The sequence below is a fragment of the Clostridium sp. CTA-1 genome (genome assembly GCF_054768215.1).
Map to the genome: position 1 here is coordinate 127,850 of NZ_BAAAAP010000009.1, position 22,924 is coordinate 150,773.

The window sequence follows — 22,924 nt, forward strand, 5'->3', positions numbered from 1 at the left end:
AATATTACAGTTATTATACTTAATAATTTTTCCAGTATAATTTATTAAAATAATAGAGCGGGCTTTAGCCGCTCTTATTACTTTTATTACTTTCTTAAACCTAATTCTTTTATGATAGCACGATATCTTTCAATATCTTCACGCATTAGGTAATTTAAAAGACCTCTTCTTTTACCAACCATCATTAAAAGACCTCTTCTTGAGTGATGGTCTTTTTTATGTTCTTTTAAGTGGCTGTTTAAGTGGTTAATTCTTTCTGTAAGTAATGCTATTTGCACTTCTGGAGAACCTGTATCTCCTTCATGTCTTGCGTGTTTAGCCATTAGTTCTTGTTTTTTTGCTTTATCCATTGTAAGCACCTCCAAATAATTATCACCTTTATCCAAGGATACCGTTGGCAATTCAGTATTCTTAGTATAAGGTTCACGAAATGTATTATAACAAATAAATATATAATTGTAAATTAATTTTTATAAATTAATTTACATACTTTGTCTTTTAGCAAAACTTTTATCCTTTTTTAATTGATGTTTTAACTCTTCTAAAGAAGAGAATTTTTTCTCATCTCTAATTCTCTTTGAAAAATATATAACTATATTTTCTCCATATATATCCTTATGGAAATCTAATATATGAGTTTCTATATTTAACTTTTTATCTTGTACTGTAGGATTATAACCTACATTAGTAATACCCTTATAAAGTTTATTTTCATATTCTATTAGGGTATAGTACACTCCCCCTCTTGGAAGAACATATTTTGTATTATAATTTAGGTTTACTGTAGGGTATCCAAGTTTTCTCCCTAATTGTTTTCCTTTTACTATATCGCCCTTTAAAAAATAGTTTCTACCTAGCATTTTTTTTGCTTTATCTACATTGCCATCCTCTATTAATATATGTCTTATTTTAGAACTGCTTATGATTTCATTTAAATATTTAACTGGGGAAACTACTTTAAGATTAAAATTAAATTTTTTGCTCATTTTATTCAGAAGTTCTATATCTCCTAAATTTTTATATCCAAATCTATAATTAAATCCTACTACAAATCCACCTGCATTATAGTAATATAGCATCTTTTTTATAAAATCCTCTGGACAAAGTTCCATATATTCTTTATCAAAATTAATAAAATTAACTAGATCTACTCCATATTCTTCTAATATTTTTGCCTTACTAGGATTATCTAATAGAATTTTAGGAGCTAAATCTTTATTTATAGTATTTAAAGGATGGTCTTTAAAGGTTAAAACCATGCTTTTACCATTATTATCCTTAGCCATTTTTTTTGTTTCTTTTATTAATTTCATATGACCTTTATGAAGTCCATCAAAACTTCCTAAAGCTATATAAGTTTTATCTTTTGATTTAGTAGAAAAGTTATCCTCCATAATTATCATAAGCTATTACTCCTAAGTTAATAATTTATGAATTTTAAATCCATATGCGTTTTTCATTCCTAATCCTATAAAGTTATCATCTTCTATATAAGTTCTATATAGTTTATTTTCTTCTATATTATCTAAAACTCTTCTATCTTTTAATATTACACCATTTAGTACAAGCTTTTCAAATTTTTTATCTAAATATAATTTTTCATAATCCTTTAAAGCTTCATCTATAGGTGTTATAAATTGCTTTATATTTTCCTCATTTAAATCTTCTAATTTTATTGCTTCTTTTATATTAAAGGGGCTTGCTTCCAATCTTTCTAGATTCCACATTACCGCTCCTGAGCCTAAATCATTTCCTATATCAAAACATAAACTCCTTATATAAGTTCCCTTTGAACACTTAACATCAAATATAATATAGGGTATATCTATACTTAAAATACATATATCATGTATTTGTATTTTTCTCGCTTCTCTTTCTACCTCTATACCTTTTCTAGCTAAATCATAAAGTTTTCGTCCATTAACTTTTAAGGCAGAATACATAGGTGGCACTTGCTTTATATCACCTTTATATTTTTCTATAGCCTTTTCTACTTCTGTAGGAGATACACTAACTTCTTTTTCCTCTAACACAGTACCTTCTCTATCATAGGTATCCGTAGTAGTTCCAAGTTTCATTTCTACTCTATAGGTTTTGGTTCCCTCCATTATATAGTCTACTATTTTTGTAGCTTTACCTATACACACTGGAAGAACTCCAGAAGCTAAGGGATCTAATGTACCTGTGTGACCAACTTTTTTTATTTTTGCTATTTTTCTTATATCTCTAACTACATCAAAGGATGTTATTCCCTTTGGTTTTAAAACATTTATTACTCCATCCATTTATATCAACTCTTCTTTTATAGTTTCTATTAGTTTTTTTTCTACTATATTTAAAGCTTCTCCCTTTATAAATGCTCCTGAGGCACGAGTATGTCCTCCACCGCCAAAGTTTTCAGCTATTTTTCTTACATCCACATATTCTTTTGATCTTAAACTTATCTTTACCCCTTCTTCTACCTCTTTAAATAATACAGCAACTTCTACAGATCCTATTTGCATACCTTGTGATATAATATCTGATGTATCCTTTGCATCCTCTATGTTTAACTCCTCAAGCATCTTTTCCGTTACTTTCATAACACATAACTTTTCATCTTCTAAATACATTTCCTCTAGAACTTTTCCATAAAGCTTTAATCTTTCAAATTTTTTATTTTCAAATATTTTTCTATGTATTGAGCTGAAATCTAGACCTGTATTTATTAAATCTCCTGCTATCATATGGGTTACAGATGTGGTACCTGGATATCTAAAAGAACCTGTATCTGTAACTAAAGATGTGTATAGACAAGCTGCTATATCTTTATCTGAATTTATCCCTAATATTTTAAGTAATTGATATACAACTTCAGCCACTGCCGGCGCATTTGTGTCTACAAAATTTAAATCACCATACATATCATTAGATAGGTGATGATCTATATTTATTAAGGAGTATTCTCTATTTTCTAAATCTAATTCTGCATTTATTCTTTCTACATTTCCACAATCTAAAACTATAACACATTCTGTACCTTCTATAGGCTTTTTTATATCCCCTGTAATTTCTTCACTACAAGGTAGATATTTAAAAGTTTCTGGTATAGGTTCTTTGGAAAGTATATAAGCTTTCTTGTTGAGTCTTCTTATACCCTGAAGTAATCCTAAGGCACTGCCCAAGGAATCTCCATCAGGAGAAGTATGGAAAGTAATAGCAATACTATTACTTTCCTTTATTTTATCTAGTATATCGTTAGTTATCATTTGACTCATTCTCCTTTATTGAATGAAGAAGTTCATCTATATGCATACCTCTTTCAATACTATTATCTACTTCTATTATAACCTCTGGTGTGTTTCTTAATTTAACTCTTCTTCCAATTTCTTTTCTTATGAAACCTACAGAACTTTTTAAAGCCTGTAGGGATTCTTCTTTTGCTTTTTCATTTCCAAAAATACTTACATATACCTTTGCATATTTCAAATCTTTTGTAACATTTACATCTGTTACACTCACCATGGCACTTAGTCTTGGATCTTTTATATCATTATGAATAATACTACTCACTTCTTTTTTTACTTCTTCATTTATTCTTCCTGCTCTATATTTTGCCATGAAAACCACTCCTTTTTTTAGAAGAGAACTTTATAGTGTTTTCTTTTTAATCTCTTCCATGATAAAGCATTCAATTATGTCGCCCTCTTTTATATCATTAAACTTTTCTATGCTAAGTCCACATTCATATCCCTGAGCAACTTCTTTAGCATCATCTTTAAATCTCTTTAAAGATCCAAGTTCTGATTCAAATATTACTATACCATCTCTTATTACTCTTGCTCCTGCATTTCTAGCTAATTTACCTGTTTGAACATAAGCTCCTGCTATAGTTCCTACACTAGATATTTTATAAACCTGTCTAACCTCTGCAGTACCTATAACTACTTCTTTGAATTCTGGTTCTAGCATACCTAACATAGCTGATTTTATATCTTCTATAGCATCATATATAACCCTGTATGTTTTAATATCTACTCCGTCTCTTTCAGAAGCTATAGTAGCATTATTGTCTGGTCTTACATTAAATCCTAATATAATACCATTAGAAGCTGTAGCTAATGTAACATCTGTTTCGTTTATAGCTCCAACACCACCATGAATAACTCTAACCTTTACTTCTTCTGTTGAAAGCTTTTCTAAGGATTGTTTTAAAGCCTCTACAGAACCCTGAACATCAGCTTTTACAATTAATCCTAATTCCTTTACTGTTCCTTCTTGTATTTGATTGTATAAATCTTCTAAAGAAACCTTATGAGTAGATTGTAGATATTCATCTCTTATTTTTTCTTTTCTCTTATCTGCAATACCTCTAGCAGTTTTCTCATCTTTGACTTGGTAGAATTTATCTCCTGCTTCAGGAACTTCTGATAAACCTAGTATTTCTACTGGTGTAGAAGGGCCTGCTGATTTTATATTTTTGCCTTTATCATTAAACATAGCTCTTATTCTTCCATATGTAGATCCCACTACTATAGAATCTCCTACTCTCAAAGTACCATTTTGAATAAGTAATGTAGCTACTGGGCCTCTTCCTTTATCAAGTTTAGCTTCTACTACTGTTCCTTTTGCTTTTCTATTTGGATTTGCTTTTAATTCAAGTATTTCTGAAGATAAAAGTATCATTTCTAGTAGGTCATCTATACCTTCTTTTGTATGAGCTGAAACTGGAACACATATAGTATCTCCGCCCCAGTCCTCTGCTACTAAACCATATTCTGTTAATTCCTGTTTTACTTTATCTATATTAGCACCAGGTCTATCTATTTTGTTTATAGCAACTATTAATGGAACATTAGCTGCCTTACAGTGACTTATAGCTTCCTGAGTTTGAGGCATAATTCCATCATCTGCTGCTACTACTAATATAACTATATCTGTAACTTGTGCACCTCTTGCTCTCATAGCTGTAAATGCTGCGTGGCCTGGAGTATCTAAGAAAGTTATAGCTTCTCCATTTAATTCTACAGTATAAGCACCTATATGTTGTGTTATTCCTCCTGCCTCTGTGGAAGTTACCTTTGATTTTCTTATAGCATCTAATAAAGAGGTTTTTCCGTGATCAACGTGACCCATAACAGTTATAATAGGTGATCTCTTTTGTAAGTGTTCTCCTTCTTCGTTATCTTTTAATATATCTTCTAAATCCTCATCCTCATCTTCATCTTCTTTTAAAATTTCTGTATCAAATTTTGCTGCTAATTTCTCAGCCATTTCAAAGTTTATTTCTTGATTTACAGAGGCCATAACACCCATAAGCATTAGTTCTTTTATAACTTCTGCATAGGATTTTTCTAATTTATCTGATATTTCTTTTACTGTAATAGTATCAGAAGTCATTGTTATTATAGCCATGTCTTCTGCATTTTCAGTGCTAACTTTTTCATTTTTGTCTTCTCTTTTATTAGATTTTTTATTATTCGTTGATTCTTTTATTTGGTTTTTCGCTGTAGTTTCTATTTCATCATCTTCTTCCTTTGTTTTTTCTGATTTTTCTTTGCCTGATAATAATTCTTTTATAAGATCTGCATCCTCATCTTCTATAGCACTCATATGGTTTTTAACTTCTACACTAAATTCTTCTTCTAATAATGTTATAAGTTCTTTACTTGATATGTTTAATTCTTTAGCTAATTCATATACTCTTATTTTTGCCAAATTATTCACCCCCGAAACTAATGCTCTTGGCTATCATTCCATAATTTTAATAACTTATTAGCCATACATTCATCCTTTACAGCTAATATTTTTATAAAGTCTCTTCCTAATACATTGCCTAGCTCTTTTTCACTATAACCTTCTATTAAAGGTATATCATTTTTTTCACATTTTACTTTAAATTTATTCTTACTATTTTCTGAAGCATCACAAGATATTATAACGGCATAAACTATTTTTTTTGTTACAGCCTCTTCACATTTGTTGTATCCTTCTACTAAATGTCCTGCTTTTTTAGTTAAGCTTAAAAACTGTAGGAACTTATTTGGTATCATCTTCTATCTCACCTTTTAATCTTTCATAAACTTGTTCATCTAGTTTAATTTCTAGATTTCTTTCTAGTCTTTTAGATTTATATGCTTTATTAAAGCATTCTATATCTTTACAAATATAAGCTCCTCTTCCTGCTTTTTTGCCAGTTAAATCTATTGAAACCTCTCCTTCTTTGTTTTTAACAACTCGTATAAGTTCTTTTTTAGGTTTCATTTCGCTACATCCTGTGCACATTCTTAAAGGTACTTTTTTAACTTTCATCCTTTAATCACCTGCTTTATTATATATAATTATTTTTGATTTTTTTATTCTATTAAAATTCATCTTTAAAGATTTCTTCTATAGCTTTTTCTGTATCTATACTTGGTTTTTCATCATCATCTTCAAATAAATTTATATCTTTTTCTAATTTATCTTCAGTATTAAAAACTTCTTCCATAGCCTTTTCTAACTCTGAATCTACTTCTTGATTATTCTCAGATACACTTATCTCTTCTTTTATATTTTCTTTTGTATCTTCAACCATGCTATCCATTTCTTCATATAAATCTATTTTTTCCTCTTTGTCATCTTCTTTATTCTCTAAGATTACTTCATCTTTAGTTTCAGATAAATTTAATATTTCTTCTTTTTCTGCTTGAGATTTGCTCTTTATGTCTATTTTCCAACCTGTTAACTTAGCTGCTAGTCTAACATTTTGACCTTCTTTACCTATAGCTAAAGATAATTGGCTATCATCTACTACAACTCTTGCAGCTTTATTTTCTTCATCCACTATAGTTACATCAATTACTTTAGCTGGGCTTAAAGCATTGGATATAAGCTCATCTGGAAATTTACTCCATTTTATTATGTCTATTTTTTCATTTTTAAGCTCATTTACTATATTTTGGACCCTTACACCTTTAGGTCCAACACAAGCACCCATTGGATCTACAGCTTCATCATTAGAATATACTGCTATTTTAGTTCTTGATCCTGCTTCTCTTGCTATGCTTTTTATTTCTACTACTCCATTATATATTTCTGGCACTTCAAGTTCAAATAACCTTTTCACTAATCCTGGATGAGTTCTTGATATTAAAACCTGTGGTCCTTTTGTAGTATTTTTCACTTCTACCACATATAATTTTATTTTTTCATTAAATCTAAATTGTTCTCCAGGTATTTGTTCATTTGGTCCTAAAACCGCCTCTGACTTACCTACGTTTATAAGGATATTTCCCTTATCCTTTCTTAAAACTGTCCCTGTTAATATATCTTCTTCCTTTTCTATATATTCGTTGTATACAATTCTTCTTTCTTCTTCTTTTATTCTTTGTATAACTACTTGTTTTGCTGCTTGAGCTGCTATTCTTCCAAACTTTTTAGGTGTTACTTCAATATTTATTATATCCTCTAATTCATAGTTTGGATCGATTTCTTTAGCATCTTCTAAGGATATTTCCTCAATTTCCTCTTCTACTAGCTCTACTACTTTCTTTTGAGCATATACTTTTATTTCTCCACTTTCTCTGTTCATTATTACCTTTACATTATTAGTTGATCCACCTTGTTTCGCATAGTTTTTCTTATATGCTGTTACTAAAGCATCCTCTATAGTTGTAAACAAAAGATCTGCACTTATACCCTTTTCTTTTACTATTTCCTTTAATGCTTCAACAAATTCCTGGTTCATTTTTTTATTAACCTCCTTACAGTTCCCCTTTTAAAGTAGTTTTTGATATCTTTTCCCTAGGTATAATTACTATGTTTTCTTCAACCTTTATATTTATCTCATTTTCATTGAAGTCTACTAATTCACCTTCATATTTTTTCTTTTTATCTATAGGTGAATATAAATTTAATACTATATTATAGCCTTTATATTTTTCTAAATGTTTATCTGTATATAAAACTCTGTCAATTCCTGGTGAAGAAACTTCTAAATAGTAGCTTTCTTGAATTGGATCTATGTCATCTAATAATTCACTAACTGCTCTACTTACCTTTTCGCAGCCTTCTAAAGATACACCACTTTCACTATCTATATATATTCTTAAATAATTTTCTTTTCCTTCTTTAACAAATTCTATATGATATAGATCATAGCTTAAACCTTTAACGATAGGCTCTATTTGCTTTTTAAGATTTTCAATCAAACTATGTTTACTCATAAAAACCCCTCCTTGCTATTTTAAAATATATTTTATACACTTAGTTTTTCCAAATAATCAGCTATTATTTTATATTAATTTAAAAACGCAACTTGCGCTGCGTTTTTTTACAAATAGAAAGAGCGGGTTTATACCCACTCTGTGCTTTAACATATGTCTTGCTCTTTACTAGTTTTATTTTATCATAGTAGAATATGAATTTCAAGGAAAAGTTATGAAACGAAAGAAATAACTATTGACAACATAAAGTTCTTTAATAAAAATATCCATTTCATTATAACTGTAGCTCAAATTTAACTTTCAACTAAAGACTAAATAAAGATATTTGATTAGTTTCCTGCATTCCCCTTAAGCAACCATGATTTGCCAATGTTTCTATAACAGTTTTTGTAACCTTAGTTCTTAATCTTAAATCTTCTTTTGATATAAATTCTCCCTCTAATCTGGCTTCTTCTATGCTTTTAGCTGCATTTTTCCCTACACCTTGAAGGCCACTTAAAGGTGGTCTTATACTATCTCCTTCTATTAAAAATTTAGTAGCATTAGATTTATATAGATCTACCTTTAAAAACTTTATACCTCTTTTGTACATTTCATAACATATTTCAAGTATAGTTAAAAGTCCTTTATCCTTTTGAGTTATATTATTGCCCATGGCATATAATTCATTCATTTTTTCTTTTATTTTTTCTTCTCCCTTTACTATTAAATCTGCATCAAAGTCATCTGCTCTAACAGAAAAATAAGTAGTATAATAAGCCTTTGGATAATAAACTTTAAAATAAGCTATTCTCATGGCCATCATTACATAGGCTACGGCATGACCTTTAGGAAACATATACTTTATTTTCTTACAGGACTCTATATACCAATCTGGCACATCGTGTTCTTTCATTAGAGCCTCCTGTTCCTCTGTAAGACCTTTACCCTTTCTTACTTTTTCCATTATTGTAAAAGCACTCTTTGGTGGCAGTCCCTTTTGAAGTAAATATACCATTATATCGTCCCTTGTAGATATACAATCCTTTATAGTAGTATACCCCTCTTTTATAAAATACTGAGCATTATTAAGCCATACATCTGTGCCATGGGATAATCCTGATATTCTAACCAATTCTGCAAAACTTTTGGGTTTGGTATCTAATAACATTTGTCTTACGAATTTAGTTCCAAACTCTGGGAGTCCATAGGTTCCTACAGGACAATCTATATCTTCCTCTGTAACTCCTAGAGCCTTTGTAGATGTGAATAAACTTATAACCTTTGGATCTCCTAGGGGTACAGCTTTAGGATCTACCTGAGTTAAATCCTGAAGCATTCTAAGTACTGTAGGATCGTCATGACCTAATATGTCTAATTTTAAAAGTCTACCACTTATAGAATGATAATCAAAGTGGGTGGTTATAACGTCGCTTTCTGTATCATCTGCTGGATGCTGTATAGGTGTAAAATTAAATATTTCATTATCTGCCGGTACAACCATAATGCCTCCTGGATGTTGTCCTGATGTTCTTTTAACTCCTGTACATCCCTTAGATAATCTTTCTATTTCTGCATTGTTGGCTTTTATATTCTTTTCATCTAAATATTTTTTTACAAACCCATAGGCAGTTTTTTCAGCTATAGTACCAATAGTTCCTGCTTTAAAAACATGGCCCTTTCCAAATAAAACTTCTGTATATTTATGAACTACCCCTTGATATTCTCCTGAAAAGTTTAAATCTATATCCGGTTCTTTATCTCCTTCAAAACCTAAAAAAGTTTCAAAGGGTATATCATGACCATCTTTTATTAATTTAGTTCCACACTTTGGGCAATCCTTATCCTCTAAATCCGCTCCTGAACCTACAGATCCATCTGTAAAGAATTCACTATATTTACATTTAGGACATATATAATGAGGTGGTAATCCATTAACCTCTGTAATATCTGACATAGTAGCTGCAAAGGAAGATCCAACGGATCCTCTGGAACCTACCAAGTATCCATCTTCATAGGATTTAGCTACTAGTTTATGGGCTATCAAATAAAGTACAGCATAACCATTATTTATTATAGAATTTAATTCCTTTGTTAATCTTTTTTCTACTATTTCAGGAAGTGGATCTCCATATATATCATGAGCTTTTTTTATAGTCATATTTCTTATATCTTCTTCCGCACCCTCTATCTTAGGTGGAAAAGTTTCCTCTGGAATTGGTTTTATTTCATCTATCATGTCCGCTATCTTGTTTGTATTATAAATTACTACTTCCTTTGCCTTTTCCTCTCCTAAATACTCAAATTCTTTAAGCATTTCCTCTGTGGTTCTAAAATAAAGAGGTGGTTGATTGTCTGCATCACTAAAACCTTGACCTGACATTAATATTCTTCTAAATACTTCATGTTCTTCATCTAAAAAATGCACATCACAGGTGGCCACCACAGGTTTATTATAAAACTCCCCTAATTCACATATTTTTTTATTTATTTCTTTAAGTTCTTCCTCATCTTTTACAGAACCATTTTTTACAAGAAATTCATTGTTACCTAAAGGTTGTATCTCTAAATAATCATAAAAATCTATCATATTTTTTAATTCTTCTTTTGTTTTTCCCTTTAATATTTCTTTATATATTTGACCCGCCTCACAGGCAGAACCTATTATAAGTCCTTCTTTATACTCATTTATAAGGCTTTTTGCCATTCTTGGTCTTTTAAAGAAATACTCCAGATTAGATTTAGAAACTAATTTATATAAATTTTTAAGACCTACTGCATTTTTAGCCAAAATTATTAAATGATAGGTGGGCTCTTTTTTTATATTTATATTCCCTAAAAATTCCTTATTTAAATTATGTAAGGTAATTATTTCTTTTTCTTTTAACATTTCAAAAGACTTTAATAAGATATCTGCTGTGGCTTTAGCATCATCCACAGCCCTATGATGATTCTCTAGAGATATGCCTAAATGCTTTGCTATGACATTTAATTTATATCTCTTTAATTCAGGGAATAAAAATCTGCTTAATGTTACCGTATCCATTACACTATTTTTAAATTCTATTTTTAAATCTTTACAATTTTTATTTATAAAAGATACATCAAAGGCTGCATTATGAGCAACCACCACAGAGTCTCCTATAAACTCTATAAATCTTGGAAGTATTTTATCTATAGCTTCTTTATCATCTACCATATCATCTGTTATGCTTGTAAGTTCTGTTATTTTCTCTGGTATGCTCCTTTCTGGATTTACAAATTCACTAAACCTATCTACTATTTTTCCCTTTTCTATCTTTACTGCACCTATTTCTATTATTTTATCATTTTTACTGGAAAAACCTGTTGTTTCTAAATCAAAAACTACAAAAGTATCCTCTATGGTTTTATCCCCTGCTTTAGATACAATAGGTACTCCATCATCTACAAGATAAGCTTCTATTCCGTATATAACTTTTATATTACCTTTTTTAGCTGCAGACATTGCATCTGGATAAGCCTGAACTACACCATGATCTGTAATAGCCACTGCTTTATGGCCCCATTTAGCAGCTCTTTTCACTAATTCTGATACTGGAGTCATCCCATCCATGGCACTCATTTGACTGTGCATATGAAGTTCTACTCTTTTTTCCTCTGCTATATCCATTTTTTCTATTTTTGTAGTTTTTACTATATCCTTTGCCATTATTACACATTCTCTTGCATAAGGGTCATTTACTACTTCACCTCTAACTTTGCAATAAATCCCTTCTTTTATTTCTTCTATTATTCTATCTGCATCCTTAGGCCTTGGAAACAGTTTAACTGTCATAGAGTTAGTATAATCTGTTATAAAGAAAGTTACTATTTTTCTCCCGGTCTTTGTTTCTATAACTTCTTTTTTAAATATATCTCCACATACTACAACTATGCCAGAATTTTCATTTAGATCTTTCATGAATATACTATCTTCTCTTATACTTCTTCCTAGTATGATAGAATTATCCTTACCTTCATTTTCACTAGGCTTTGGGGAATTTTCTTTTTTAACTACTTTCTTTTCTTTAGATTTAATTTCACCTAAAACATTTTTTATCATGGACTTTTCCATAGTTTCTATAGTCTTAAAGTAGTCCTCTTCGTTAAAGGATTTATCATATTCTAATTTTATATTGCATTCTATTCCAAATATATCCCTTATATAGGATTTCAATTTACCTTCGAATTTATTTTTTGAAAGAAACCTACATAAAAATTCATTATTATAGGTTATATTTATACTATCTTCTAACACTTCTCTTTTAGATTTTAAAAGACAATCCCTTGCAATAGGTACAGAAGAAGAAGCTAAATTAACTATATCTACCCAATATTTTTTTGAAAGTTCCTCTAAGGTAACATGGGATAAATCCTTATAGCAAATTATTTGAAAATCCTCCACCATAGAGAATCTCTTCTTTAATATATTTTTTATATGATCTTCCTTTTCTTTAGTAAAATTACTAATGGATTTTAGTATTATTTTTAGTTTATTTTTTTTTCTAAAATACTGAACTCTTACTATTTTTATTTCTTTATCTATATCAAACTCTTCTTTATTTATTTCCTTTTGCAAATCACTAACTGAAGTATTCTCCATATTATTCCTCCTAAGAGTAATGTTATCCATTAAAACATAATAAATATATTATCACATTTATAAAAATAAAAAAATGAATTTCAACTTAAAATTTAAAGTAATTTTTATCTAATGACTATCATCCATAAAGGAATGAATTCTACGCCTCTAGATAAACATTTCCTAACTTTAAATTAGAGTTAAAACCCTAATATCTAAAACTAAGAACTTTCTTTATACTCTATCTTCTATGTATGTTGAAATTCAAATTAATTTAAATAAACTAAAACATTCACAAATTACATCTTTTCTATTTCTTTTATAAGTTCATCTATTATATCTTCTTCTTTAACTTTTTTTATAATCTCTCCCTTTTTGAATATAAGCCCTTCTCCTTTGCCTCCTGCTATACCTATATCTGCCTCTCTTGCTTCTCCAGGTCCGTTAACTACACAGCCCATTACCGCTACTTTAATATTTTTATTACAGTTTAAAAGTCTTTTTTCTACTTCCTCGGCTATGGATATTAAGTCTATATTCGTTCTCCCACAGGTTGGGCAGGATACAAATTCTATTCCTTCATTTACGTATCCTAGAGATCTTAATATTTCTTTTCCTATTTTAATTTCTTGTAGCGGATCTCCTGTAATAGATACTCTTATAGTATCTCCTATACCTTCTGCCAGTAGGGTACCTATACCTACACTAGATTTTATAGTTCCTCTAAATGTAGTTCCTGCTTCTGTAACTCCTAAATGCAAAGGATAATTTACTTTTTCTGATATTAATCTATAACTTTCTATCATTTGCATAACATTAGAAGACTTTATAGATATTACTATATCATTAAAATTGCATTTTTCTAATATGCTCACATGCTGAAGGGCACTTTCTACTAATGCTTCTGGGCATACTCTACCATATTTATCTAATATATCTTTTTTTAATGAACCTGAGTTTACTCCTATCCTTATAGGAATAGACTTTTCCTTTGCGGCTTCTGCTACCATCTTAACTCTTTCCATAGAACCTATATTCCCTGGATTTATTCTTAAGGCATCTACTCCATTTTTTATAGATTCTAAAGCTAATTTATAATCAAAATGTATGTCTGCCACCACTGGAATTTTTGATTCTTTAGTTATTATTTTTAAAGCTTCGCTAGCTTCCATATCTGGAACCGCGCATCTTATTATATCGCAACCTATTTTATCTAACTTATTTATTTGATTTAGTGTACTTTTAATATCTCTAGTATCTGTATTGGTCATAGATTGTATAGATATAGGAGAATCTCCTCCTACATATATACTTCCTACTTTAACTTTTCTAGTTGGCTTTCTCATCATTGTTTCATCTCCTAGCTTTAAATTGACCTGAATAAAATCAAGCAATCTTTGGGCTTAAATAAAGTTTCTTATTAATCTATCTTTAGATTCAGGTGAAATTTGCTTAAAAAATTACTTTAATCCCTTTAAACCTTAAATTTATCAAAATTTTATAGGATATAATATATCTTTTATAGTTACTAACACCATCAGACCCATTAATATAGCAAAGCCTATATAATTTACAAACCCTACTTTATTTTCATCTACTCTTTTTCCTGTAATAGCTTCAAATAAAAATAAGAATATATATCCTCCATCTAAAGCTGGGAAAGGTATAATATTAAATATAGCCAATTGTAAGCTTATATAAGCTGTAAAAGCCATTAAACTCATTACACCCTCTTTAGCTACTTTTCCTGAAACTTTAATTATAGTTAATGGTCCTCCTACATCATTTTTAGAAACCTTTCCTTGGAATAGGGTTTTAAAAAATCCAACAGTTTGTTTTACTAAGGATCCTGTTTGTGTAAATCCCTGTTTTACAGATTCTTTAAAACTTAAATTTTCTATTAGTGTAGGATATATACCTATCATATATCTATTTTCTTTAGTATCTTTAATAGGAGTTAACTTAATATTGTTCTCTACATTATCTCGTGTGAATTTTACATTTAAAGGTGTTCCATCTCCTGAATAAATAACTGCAACAAAATCATCCCAAGTAGTTATCTTTTTATCATTAACCTTTACTATTTTATCTCCTGGCATAAATCCTGCCACCGCTGCTGGACCATTTGGTACTACTTTTTCTACTATAGGTGCCCAGTATCCTCTTTGAGACGCTAATATAGCAAATAAGACTACGCTTAATACTAAATTCATAAAAGGACCTGCCACCACTACACTTAATTTTCTTAAAGGAGATTTGTTATTAAAAGCTCTTTCATCTGTACTTTTTTCTTCGTCTCCTAGCATTTTTACATAGCCACCTATTGGTAAAAGTTTTATTAAATATTCTGTTTCTTTACCCTTTATTCCTATAAGTTTTGGGCCCATACCTATAGAAAATTCCTCAACTTTTATACCATTTGCTTTAGCCATAATAAAATGACCAAATTCATGGACTAAAACTAATATGCCAAAGGCTAAAATAGCCGCTATTATATACATTAACTAACCTCCCTCAAAATTGTACCTATAAATTAATTTTATTATTATATATCATATTTTTTACCTAAATACTCTCTAACTTCCTTATCTACACTTATTACATTCTCTAATGTAGCTTCCATAGGTCTATAAAATTTATTCATGCATTCTTGTAATAGATCACCTATTTGTAAAAATTCTATTTTACCCTTTAAAAATAAGTCTACAGCTACCTCATTTGCTCCATTTAATATAGCTGGCATTACTCCGCCTTTTTTCCCTGCTTCATAAGCTAACTTTAATGGTAAGAATGTATCCATATCTGGCTTTTCAAAGGTTAGATCAGATATTTTATAAAAATCTAAAGGTTCTATTTGACTTTCTTTCCTATTGGGATAATTCAAGGCATATTGTATAGGTAATTTCATATCTGGAGTTGCCATTTGTGCTATTACACTTCCATCTTTATATTCCACCATAGAATGAACTATACTTTGTGGATGTACCACTACTTTTATATCTTCATAATCCACACCAAATAAAAAATGAGCTTCTATAACTTCTAATCCTTTATTCATTAATGTGGCAGAATCTATAGATATTTTTCTTCCCATATTCCATTTAGGATGTTTAAGAGCATGCTCTGGTTTTACCTCTATAAGTTCTTCCTTTTTTCTACCTCTAAAAGGTCCTCCTGAAGCCGTTACTATTATATTTTTAACTTCTTCCTTTTTATTTCCTCTTAAGCATTGAAAAATAGCTCCGTGTTCTGAATCTACAGGCAATATATTTACATTATGTTCTTTAGCTTTACTAATAACTAGTTCTCCAGCTACTACTAAGGTTTCTTTGTTAGCTAAAGCTATATCTTTTCCACTTTCTATAGCTTTTATGGTTGGAACTAATCCTATCATTCCTACCACAGAGGTAACTACTGTATTTACCTCCTCTAAGGTGCTTATATATATCATCCCTTCCATACCTTTTAAAACTTTTGTATCTATTTTATTATCTATACAAAAATCTTCTACTATTTTAAAGGCATTCTCTTCCATTAAAACCGCATACTTCGGTTTAAATTCCTTTATAATTTCTATAACTTTTTTATAACTTTTGTTTGCGGATATAGCTACTAATTTTAAATCTTCTTCTTCTTTTCTTATTACATCTAAAGTTTGGGTTCCAATAGAACCTGTAGCTCCTAATATAGTTATGTTCTTCAAAATGTCATCTCTCCTCTAATAACTTTCATTTAAGTTTTTACAAATTCTTTAAGGGTTATTATATATAATGGTCCTAGAAGTAAACCTAAAAACCCTAAAATTTTAAATCCTATATATATAGATATTATTATAGCTAAAGCAGGTAATTGAAGCTTAGAGCTCATAAACTTAGTTTCTAATATTTGTCTCGTTATTATTAATAATAAATAAAGACATATAAGACCTAAAAATATTACATAATTTTTTGTATAGAATTGGTATAATATTAAGGGTAAAAAAATTACAACTGTTCCTATGTAAGGTAACATGTCTAATATACCACATAACACTCCTAATATTAAATAGTTATTTATATTTAATATTTTTAAACCTGTTATGGTTTGAAATGTGGTAAATATAACTAAAAAACATTCTATCTTTATTATTTCCTTTAATTTATATATTTTATCTTTAATTTTTTCAAATTCATTAACACCTATATATTTTTTAATATTTTCTAATATAGCATATTTATCCACCAAAATAAAGTATATAGAAAGACTAGCTATAAAATATGCAAAAATCCATTCTGTGGTGTAACTAGCTCCTTTTCTAAAAAAGTCTCCATTTAATAAAGTTGTATCTATATTATTTAAATTTTTGTTAAATATATGTTTGTTTATATTTAACACTTTGTTTATACCACCTAGGAAACAATCTATCTCTGTTTTAAAATTATAATAGTACCCTTTTAATAATATAAAATGATTATAAATAAAATTTCCTATTAAAAAAATTAATAAAAACAATATAAGATTTACTAAAATTATGCTTATAATAGAATTTACATTATTATTAAATAATTTTTTACTACATAAAAAATTATAAATAGGGTTACATAAAAAAAGTAAAACTAATATTATAAAAAAGGGCTTAAAATAATTTTTAAGTAATAGAGCTAATAAAAAAAATATTATGAATATTATTATAGCATAGATTATATCTTTATATTTATGTTTATAATGCCTCAAATCCTTTTCTCCTATTATTGCTTTCTACATAAATATATTCATAATAAAGCTCATATATTAAGCTCCTTTATAAAAACTAAAACAACTACAATTAAATTTTAATGCAATTTTAAATATAAACTAGTCTTTACTAATTCTATTGTTCCCTCTGTTCCCTTATTTATATTATTAATTTTATTTTTATGCATACCAATGCAAGAATTAAATAAGCTATTCAAATTCATATTAACTATATTTTATTTGTAATATTGCTGTTTTAATTATTAATTATACTAAAAAACTCAATCTAAGAATAAATATAGATTGAGCTCTTTTGCTTATATTTTATTTTAAAGTTGTAATATAAAAGTTAAATAATAATACACTGCCACTGATGAAAATAAAATACTATCAAATCTATCTAATATTCCTCCATGGCCTGGTATTAAATTGCTATAATCTTTTACTCCTGCATATCTTTTTATGGATGAAGCTACCAAGTCTCCAAATTGACAAACTATCCCACATATAAGACCTATTAATATATAATGTATAATTTCTATATTAACTCCAAATTTAAATATAGCCATTCCAAATATAGTGCAGGCTACTGAAGCTCCTATTATTCCACCTATAGAGCCCTCTATGGTTTTTTTGGGACTTACTTTAGGACATAATTTATTCTTTCCTAAATACTTTCCTACATAATAAGCTGTAGTATCACAAAGCCAAGCAGAAATAAATATAAGCCACACTAAATAATTTCCGTGAGTTTTATTATTAACTAAAACTATGAAACTAAAAAATACGGGCACATATAAAAATCCTAAAAGTGTTATTGCCACATCTATAAAATTGTACTTTAAATTTATAACTGGTATAGCTAGAAGTATAAAAACAGCTAAAGTAGTTATATAAAAAATATTTTTATAATTTATACTATTTAAAAGTGGTATATAGTATATTAAACATAATAAGTATCCTACTATCTCTATGGGATGTATACCTTTGTTTTTAATTACTTTATAAAACTCATACATACCACCTAAAGAAATTGCTAATATACCCCACTTTAAAAATACTCCTCCTATAAATAGGAATATTACAAAGGGTGCTAACACTAACGCCCCTATATATCTACTATTCATGTTATTCTCTCCTATTCTAAAAGGTTATTTTACAGATCCAAATCTTCTATCTCTATTTTGATAATCATATATGGCCTTATGAAGATGCTCTTTTTTAAAATCAGGCCATTTTATATCTGAATACCAAAATTCTGAATAAGCGCATTGCCATAATAAAAAATTACTTATTCTTTTTTCGCCGCTAGGTCTTATTATTAAATCTGGATCTGCCATTCCCTTTGTATAAAGATAATTAGAAATAAGTTCTTCATTTATTTCCTCTTCTTTTATCTTTCCTGCTGTTATATCTTCATATATATATTTTACTGCCCTTATTATCTCATCTCTACCACCATAATTTAAGGCTAAATTTAGCACTAACCCTGTGTTATTTTTAGTTTCTTCATAGGCTTTCTCTAATTCCTTTATGCACATCTCTGGTAATTTTTCCATATCGCCTATTGCATTAACTATTACATTGTTTTCATTAAGCTCCTTGACTTCCTTTCTTAAATATTGAACTAATAAAGTCATAAGAGCGCTAACCTCATCTTTTGGTCTTTTCCAGTTTTCTGTAGAAAAAGCATATAAGGTTAAGTACTTAACACCTAATTTATCGCATTCTTTAACTATTTCTCTTATAGTCTCGACACCGGCTTTGTGTCCCATAGTTCTAGGCAAACTTCTTTCCTTTGCCCATCTTCCGTTTCCATCCATTATGATAGCAATATGTTTTGGTATATTGTTCATATCTAAATTCATATCTGTACTAGCTTTTTTGTTACTTGAAAAAAAGTTTTTCATAAAGTTCCCCCCAACATATTTACTTCTAAATTATTAAAAAACCTGCTGATAAGCAGGTTATAATGTTTATATAGATAGTATTTCCTTTTCTTTTACACTTATTATAGAATCTACTTCTTTTATATATTTATCTGTTTTCTTTTGAATATCATCTTCTGCTTTTTTAATATCATCTTCTGAAACATCATCTTTTTTTAGATTCTTAACGTCATCATTACAATCTCTTCTTATAGATCTTATAGCTACTTTTGCTTCTTCTCCAGTTTTTTTCACAGTTTTAACTATGTTTTTTCTTGTTTCTTCTGTTAATTCTGGTATAACAAGTCTTATTACAGTACCATCATTAGAAGGATTTAAACCTAAATCTGATTTTAATATAGCTTTCTCTATAGCTGATAAAGCACTTTTATCCCAAGGTTGTATTAAAAGAACCCTTGCTTCTGGTACAGATATATTTCCTAATTGATTTAGTGGAGTCATAGAACCATAATATTCTGCTTCTATTCTATCAAGCATAGCTGGATTAGCTCTACCAGCCTTCATTGAAGCTAATTCTCTTTTTAAAGCTACAATAGTTTTCCCCATCTTTTCATCTGCTTTTTTTAATATTTCTTTTATCACTTAAATAACCTCCCCTTATTTTGAATTTGAAACTAGAGTACCTATTTCTTCTCCAGTTACAGCTTTTATTATATTACAAGGTTCATCTAATCCAAAAACTAATATAGGAATATCATTATCCATACATAAAGAAGTAGCTGTAGAATCCATCACTTGTAATCCTTGTTCTAATACTTCTATATAAGATAATTTATTATATTTTTTAGCATCATCATACTTATGAGGATCTTTATCATAAACCCCATCTACTTTTTTAGCAAGTAATATAACATCTGCTTCTATTTCTGCCGCTCTTAATGCTGCTGCTGTATCAGTTGAAAAATATGGATTACCTGTTCCAGATGCAAATATTACCACTCTTTCTTTTTCCAAATGTCTCATAGCTCTTCTTCTTATAAATGGTTCTGCAATTTCTTTCATTTCTATAGCAGTTTGAACTCTAGTATTAACTCCAAGTTGTTCTAATGAATCTTGAAGGGCTAAAGCATTTATACAAGTAGCCAACATTCCCATATAATCTGCTGTGGTTCTATCCATATCTGAACCACTTCTGCCTCTCCAAATATTTCCTCCACCAACTACTGCGCCTACTTCTATTCCCATGTCAACTAATTTTTTTATTTGTTCTGATATTTCCTTAGTAAAATCAAAATCAAATCCAAAACCTTTTTCCCCTGACAAAGCTTCTCCTGATAGCTTTAACATAACGCGCTTATACTTTGGTTCATTCATCTATATTATACCTCCAAATTATTTTAAATTAAATATATTATGTATTATAACTTCAATTCTAGGTTAAAAGAAATTTAATATTTCTATAAAGCACAACAGGAATTTTATAGAAATCATTTCCTTATGCATAGCATTTGTATAAAATTCTATTTAACTTTATTTATCATATTATATCATATAAAATTATACCATCGCTACCTTCTACAATGTTTCCAGTAGTTATTACTCTTTATAAGTTCTTCTATAAGATTATAACAAGTAAATATTTATCAATAATAAAGCTTTTTATAATTTTAAAAATGCTTTGATTTTCTACGTTTCTTATAGGATTTATCATTAACTTATTTTTCAAAAAAAGAGAACACTCAGTGTTCTCTTTTTTAATTATTTACCTTGGTTCATTTGTCTTTGAACTTCTTCAGCAAAGTCTTCTTCTTTCTTTTCTATACCTTCGCCTTTTTCGTATCTTACGAAAGCTTCTACAGTTATATCTGCACCGATTTCTTTTGATTGTTCTTGTAAGTATTTAGTTATAGTGTAATCTCCGTTTTTAACCCAAAGTTGTTCAACTAAACAGTTTTCTTTATAGTATTTGTTGATTCTTCCCATAACCATCTTTTCAACAACTTTTTCTGGTTTTCCTTCGTTTAAAGCTTGAACTCTGTATATTTCTTTTTCTTTTTCTAAAGTGTCCATATCAACACCATCTCTATTTAAGAATAATGGATTTGTAGCTGCAACTTGCATTGCTACGTCTTTAGCTATCTCAGCTAATTTTGCATCTTCTTTTTCACAAGCTAATTTTACAAGAACACCGATTCTTCCACCACCATGGATATAGCTTGTTATAACACCTTTATCTACTGAAAGTTTAGCTATTCTTCTTAAGTTCATGTTTTCACCTAATTTAGCTATTAATTCAGTTATTACATCTTTAACTAATTTGCTTTCATCTGCTATATATTTTTCTTCTAATAATTCTTCTGCAGTTGAAACATTTGAAAAAGCTGCTTGTTTTGATAAATTGTTTGCTAACTCTACAAATAATTCGTTTACTGAAACGAAATCTGTTTCACAGTTGAATTCTACTATTGATCCATTTTTCATGTCTTCAGATATGTATGTGCTTACAATACCTTCTGCAGCTACTCTTCCTGATTTTTTAGCAGCGGCTGCTAACCCTTTTTCTCTTAATACTTCTACAGCCTTTTCTAAATCTCCATCACATTCAGTTAAAGCTTTTTTACAATCCATCATTCCTGCGCCAGTTTTTTCTCTTAGATCTTTTACCATTTTAGCACTGATCATTATATATTCCTCCTATTTTAACTAATTTAAAAGGTAAATGAGAGATTAGTCTCACCTACCTTATATTTTTCATTTATAATAGCTAAATTATTCTGCTAATTGTTCACCTTGTCTTCCTTCAAGAACAGCATCAGCCATTTTTGCTGCTATTAATCTTACAGCTCTTATAGCATCATCATTTCCTGGAATTACGAAATCTACTTCGTCTGGATCACAGTTTGTATCTACTATAGCTACAACTGGAATTCCAAGTCTTTTAGCTTCTAATATAGCATTCTTTTCTTTTCTTGGATCAACAACGAACATAGCTCCTACATTATCTGCATCTAACTTTCTTATTCCACCTAAGTTCTTTTCTAGTTTTTCTCTTTCATTTTTTAATTTTATAACTTCTTTTTTAGGAAGAACTTCAAATGTTCCATCTTCTTCCATCTTATCTAATTCTTCTAATTTGTTTATTCTAGCTGTTATAGTTGTAAAGTTTGTTAACATTCCACCTAACCATCTATTGTTAACAAAGTGCATTTCTGATCTTTTAGCTTCCTCTTCTATAGCTTCTTGAGCTTGTTTCTTAGTTCCTACAAATAATACATCTTTTCCTTCTTCTGCAACTGATCTTAAGAAATTATAAGCCTCTTCTACTTTTTTAACTGTTTTTTGTAAATCGATAATGTAAATTCCATTTCTTTCTGTAAATATGTATGGAGCCATTTTAGGGTTCCATCTTCTTGTTTGATGTCCAAAATGAACACCTGCTTCTAATAATTGTTTCATTGATATAACTGACATAAATTTACCTCCTTGGTTTTTCCTCCATTACCCTTATATTTATAAACTACCCCTTAAGGCACCATTTATAAAATTAGATAATG

General features: G+C 29.1%; 21 protein-coding genes. All 21 read right to left on the reverse strand.

Going from position 1 to position 22,924, the window contains the following annotated elements:
* Window positions 1-86: 86 nt before the first annotated feature.
* Complete coding sequence (gene rpsO, locus ACYUEW_RS09665) at window positions 87-350, reverse strand: 30S ribosomal protein S15 (RefSeq protein WP_003388351.1); 264 nt, start codon at window positions 348-350, stop codon at window positions 87-89.
* A gap of 132 nt (window positions 351-482) precedes the next feature.
* Complete coding sequence (locus tag ACYUEW_RS09670; protein ID WP_030035641.1) at window positions 483-1,403, reverse strand: bifunctional riboflavin kinase/FAD synthetase; 921 nt, start codon at window positions 1,401-1,403, stop codon at window positions 483-485.
* 12 nt (window positions 1,404-1,415) lie between these two features.
* On the reverse strand, window positions 1,416-2,285 hold the full coding sequence (gene truB / locus ACYUEW_RS09675) for a tRNA pseudouridine(55) synthase TruB (RefSeq protein ID WP_265203975.1): 870 nt from the start codon (window positions 2,283-2,285) through the stop codon (window positions 1,416-1,418).
* Window positions 2,286-3,248, reverse strand: coding sequence for a DHH family phosphoesterase (locus tag ACYUEW_RS09680; RefSeq protein ID WP_042384716.1), 963 nt, complete (start codon window positions 3,246-3,248; stop codon window positions 2,286-2,288).
* The gene (rbfA, locus tag ACYUEW_RS09685) at window positions 3,238-3,600 is read right to left on the reverse strand and encodes a 30S ribosome-binding factor RbfA (protein WP_003484887.1); all 363 of its coding nucleotides are present in this window, start codon (window positions 3,598-3,600) and stop codon (window positions 3,238-3,240) included. The genes ACYUEW_RS09680 and rbfA overlap by 11 nt, the downstream gene beginning before the upstream one ends.
* Window positions 3,601-3,630: 30 nt before the next feature.
* Window positions 3,631-5,697: a translation initiation factor IF-2 gene (infB, locus tag ACYUEW_RS09690; RefSeq protein ID WP_265203976.1), complete on the reverse strand. Its 2,067-nt coding sequence runs from the start codon at window positions 5,695-5,697 to the stop codon at window positions 3,631-3,633.
* A gap of 17 nt (window positions 5,698-5,714) precedes the next feature.
* Window positions 5,715-6,032: a ribosomal L7Ae/L30e/S12e/Gadd45 family protein gene (locus ACYUEW_RS09695; protein WP_460276663.1), complete on the reverse strand. Its 318-nt coding sequence runs from the start codon at window positions 6,030-6,032 to the stop codon at window positions 5,715-5,717.
* Window positions 6,019-6,291, reverse strand: a complete 273-nt coding sequence (gene rnpM, locus ACYUEW_RS09700; protein WP_003484883.1) for an RNase P modulator RnpM — start codon at window positions 6,289-6,291, stop codon at window positions 6,019-6,021. The genes ACYUEW_RS09695 and rnpM overlap by 14 nt, the downstream gene beginning before the upstream one ends.
* A gap of 52 nt (window positions 6,292-6,343) precedes the next feature.
* The gene (nusA, locus tag ACYUEW_RS09705; RefSeq protein ID WP_003484882.1) at window positions 6,344-7,708 is read right to left on the reverse strand and encodes a transcription termination factor NusA; all 1,365 of its coding nucleotides are present in this window, start codon (window positions 7,706-7,708) and stop codon (window positions 6,344-6,346) included.
* A 16-nt stretch (window positions 7,709-7,724) separates the two neighbouring features.
* A complete protein-coding gene (rimP, locus tag ACYUEW_RS09710) occupies window positions 7,725-8,186 on the reverse strand; it encodes a ribosome maturation factor RimP (RefSeq protein WP_003484881.1) in 462 nt (153 codons plus the stop codon).
* A 304-nt stretch (window positions 8,187-8,490) separates the two neighbouring features.
* Window positions 8,491-12,789, reverse strand: coding sequence for a PolC-type DNA polymerase III (locus tag ACYUEW_RS09715; RefSeq protein ID WP_460276664.1), 4,299 nt, complete (start codon window positions 12,787-12,789; stop codon window positions 8,491-8,493).
* Window positions 12,790-13,067: 278 nt separating this feature from the next.
* Window positions 13,068-14,117, reverse strand: a complete 1,050-nt coding sequence (gene ispG, locus ACYUEW_RS09720; protein ID WP_042384710.1) for a flavodoxin-dependent (E)-4-hydroxy-3-methylbut-2-enyl-diphosphate synthase — start codon at window positions 14,115-14,117, stop codon at window positions 13,068-13,070.
* A 141-nt stretch (window positions 14,118-14,258) separates the two neighbouring features.
* Window positions 14,259-15,269 carry an RIP metalloprotease RseP gene (gene rseP, locus ACYUEW_RS09725; protein ID WP_003484878.1) on the reverse strand — a complete coding sequence of 337 codons (1,011 nt, stop codon included), beginning with the start codon at window positions 15,267-15,269 and terminating at the stop codon, window positions 14,259-14,261.
* A 44-nt stretch (window positions 15,270-15,313) separates the two neighbouring features.
* Entirely contained in the window at window positions 15,314-16,471 is a 1,158-nt protein-coding gene (gene dxr / locus ACYUEW_RS09730) for a 1-deoxy-D-xylulose-5-phosphate reductoisomerase (protein ID WP_460276665.1), read from the reverse strand.
* A 29-nt stretch (window positions 16,472-16,500) separates the two neighbouring features.
* Window positions 16,501-17,481 (reverse strand): AI-2E family transporter, encoded by a 981-nt coding sequence (locus ACYUEW_RS09735; protein ID WP_043032130.1) that lies wholly within the window; start codon window positions 17,479-17,481, stop codon window positions 16,501-16,503.
* Between the two features lie 329 nt (window positions 17,482-17,810).
* Window positions 17,811-18,608 (reverse strand): phosphatidate cytidylyltransferase, encoded by a 798-nt coding sequence (locus ACYUEW_RS09740; protein ID WP_460276666.1) that lies wholly within the window; start codon window positions 18,606-18,608, stop codon window positions 17,811-17,813.
* 24 nt (window positions 18,609-18,632) lie between these two features.
* Window positions 18,633-19,391 carry an isoprenyl transferase gene (locus tag ACYUEW_RS09745; RefSeq protein WP_003484867.1) on the reverse strand — a complete coding sequence of 253 codons (759 nt, stop codon included), beginning with the start codon at window positions 19,389-19,391 and terminating at the stop codon, window positions 18,633-18,635.
* 66 nt (window positions 19,392-19,457) lie between these two features.
* On the reverse strand, window positions 19,458-20,012 hold the full coding sequence (gene frr / locus ACYUEW_RS09750; RefSeq protein WP_003484864.1) for a ribosome recycling factor: 555 nt from the start codon (window positions 20,010-20,012) through the stop codon (window positions 19,458-19,460).
* A 15-nt stretch (window positions 20,013-20,027) separates the two neighbouring features.
* Window positions 20,028-20,744, reverse strand: coding sequence for a UMP kinase (pyrH, locus tag ACYUEW_RS09755; protein ID WP_003484863.1), 717 nt, complete (start codon window positions 20,742-20,744; stop codon window positions 20,028-20,030).
* 384 nt (window positions 20,745-21,128) lie between these two features.
* A complete protein-coding gene (gene tsf / locus ACYUEW_RS09760; RefSeq protein ID WP_003484862.1) occupies window positions 21,129-22,052 on the reverse strand; it encodes a translation elongation factor Ts in 924 nt (307 codons plus the stop codon).
* Between the two features lie 87 nt (window positions 22,053-22,139).
* Complete coding sequence (rpsB, locus tag ACYUEW_RS09765) at window positions 22,140-22,841, reverse strand: 30S ribosomal protein S2 (protein ID WP_003484846.1); 702 nt, start codon at window positions 22,839-22,841, stop codon at window positions 22,140-22,142.
* Window positions 22,842-22,924 lie beyond the last annotated feature (83 nt).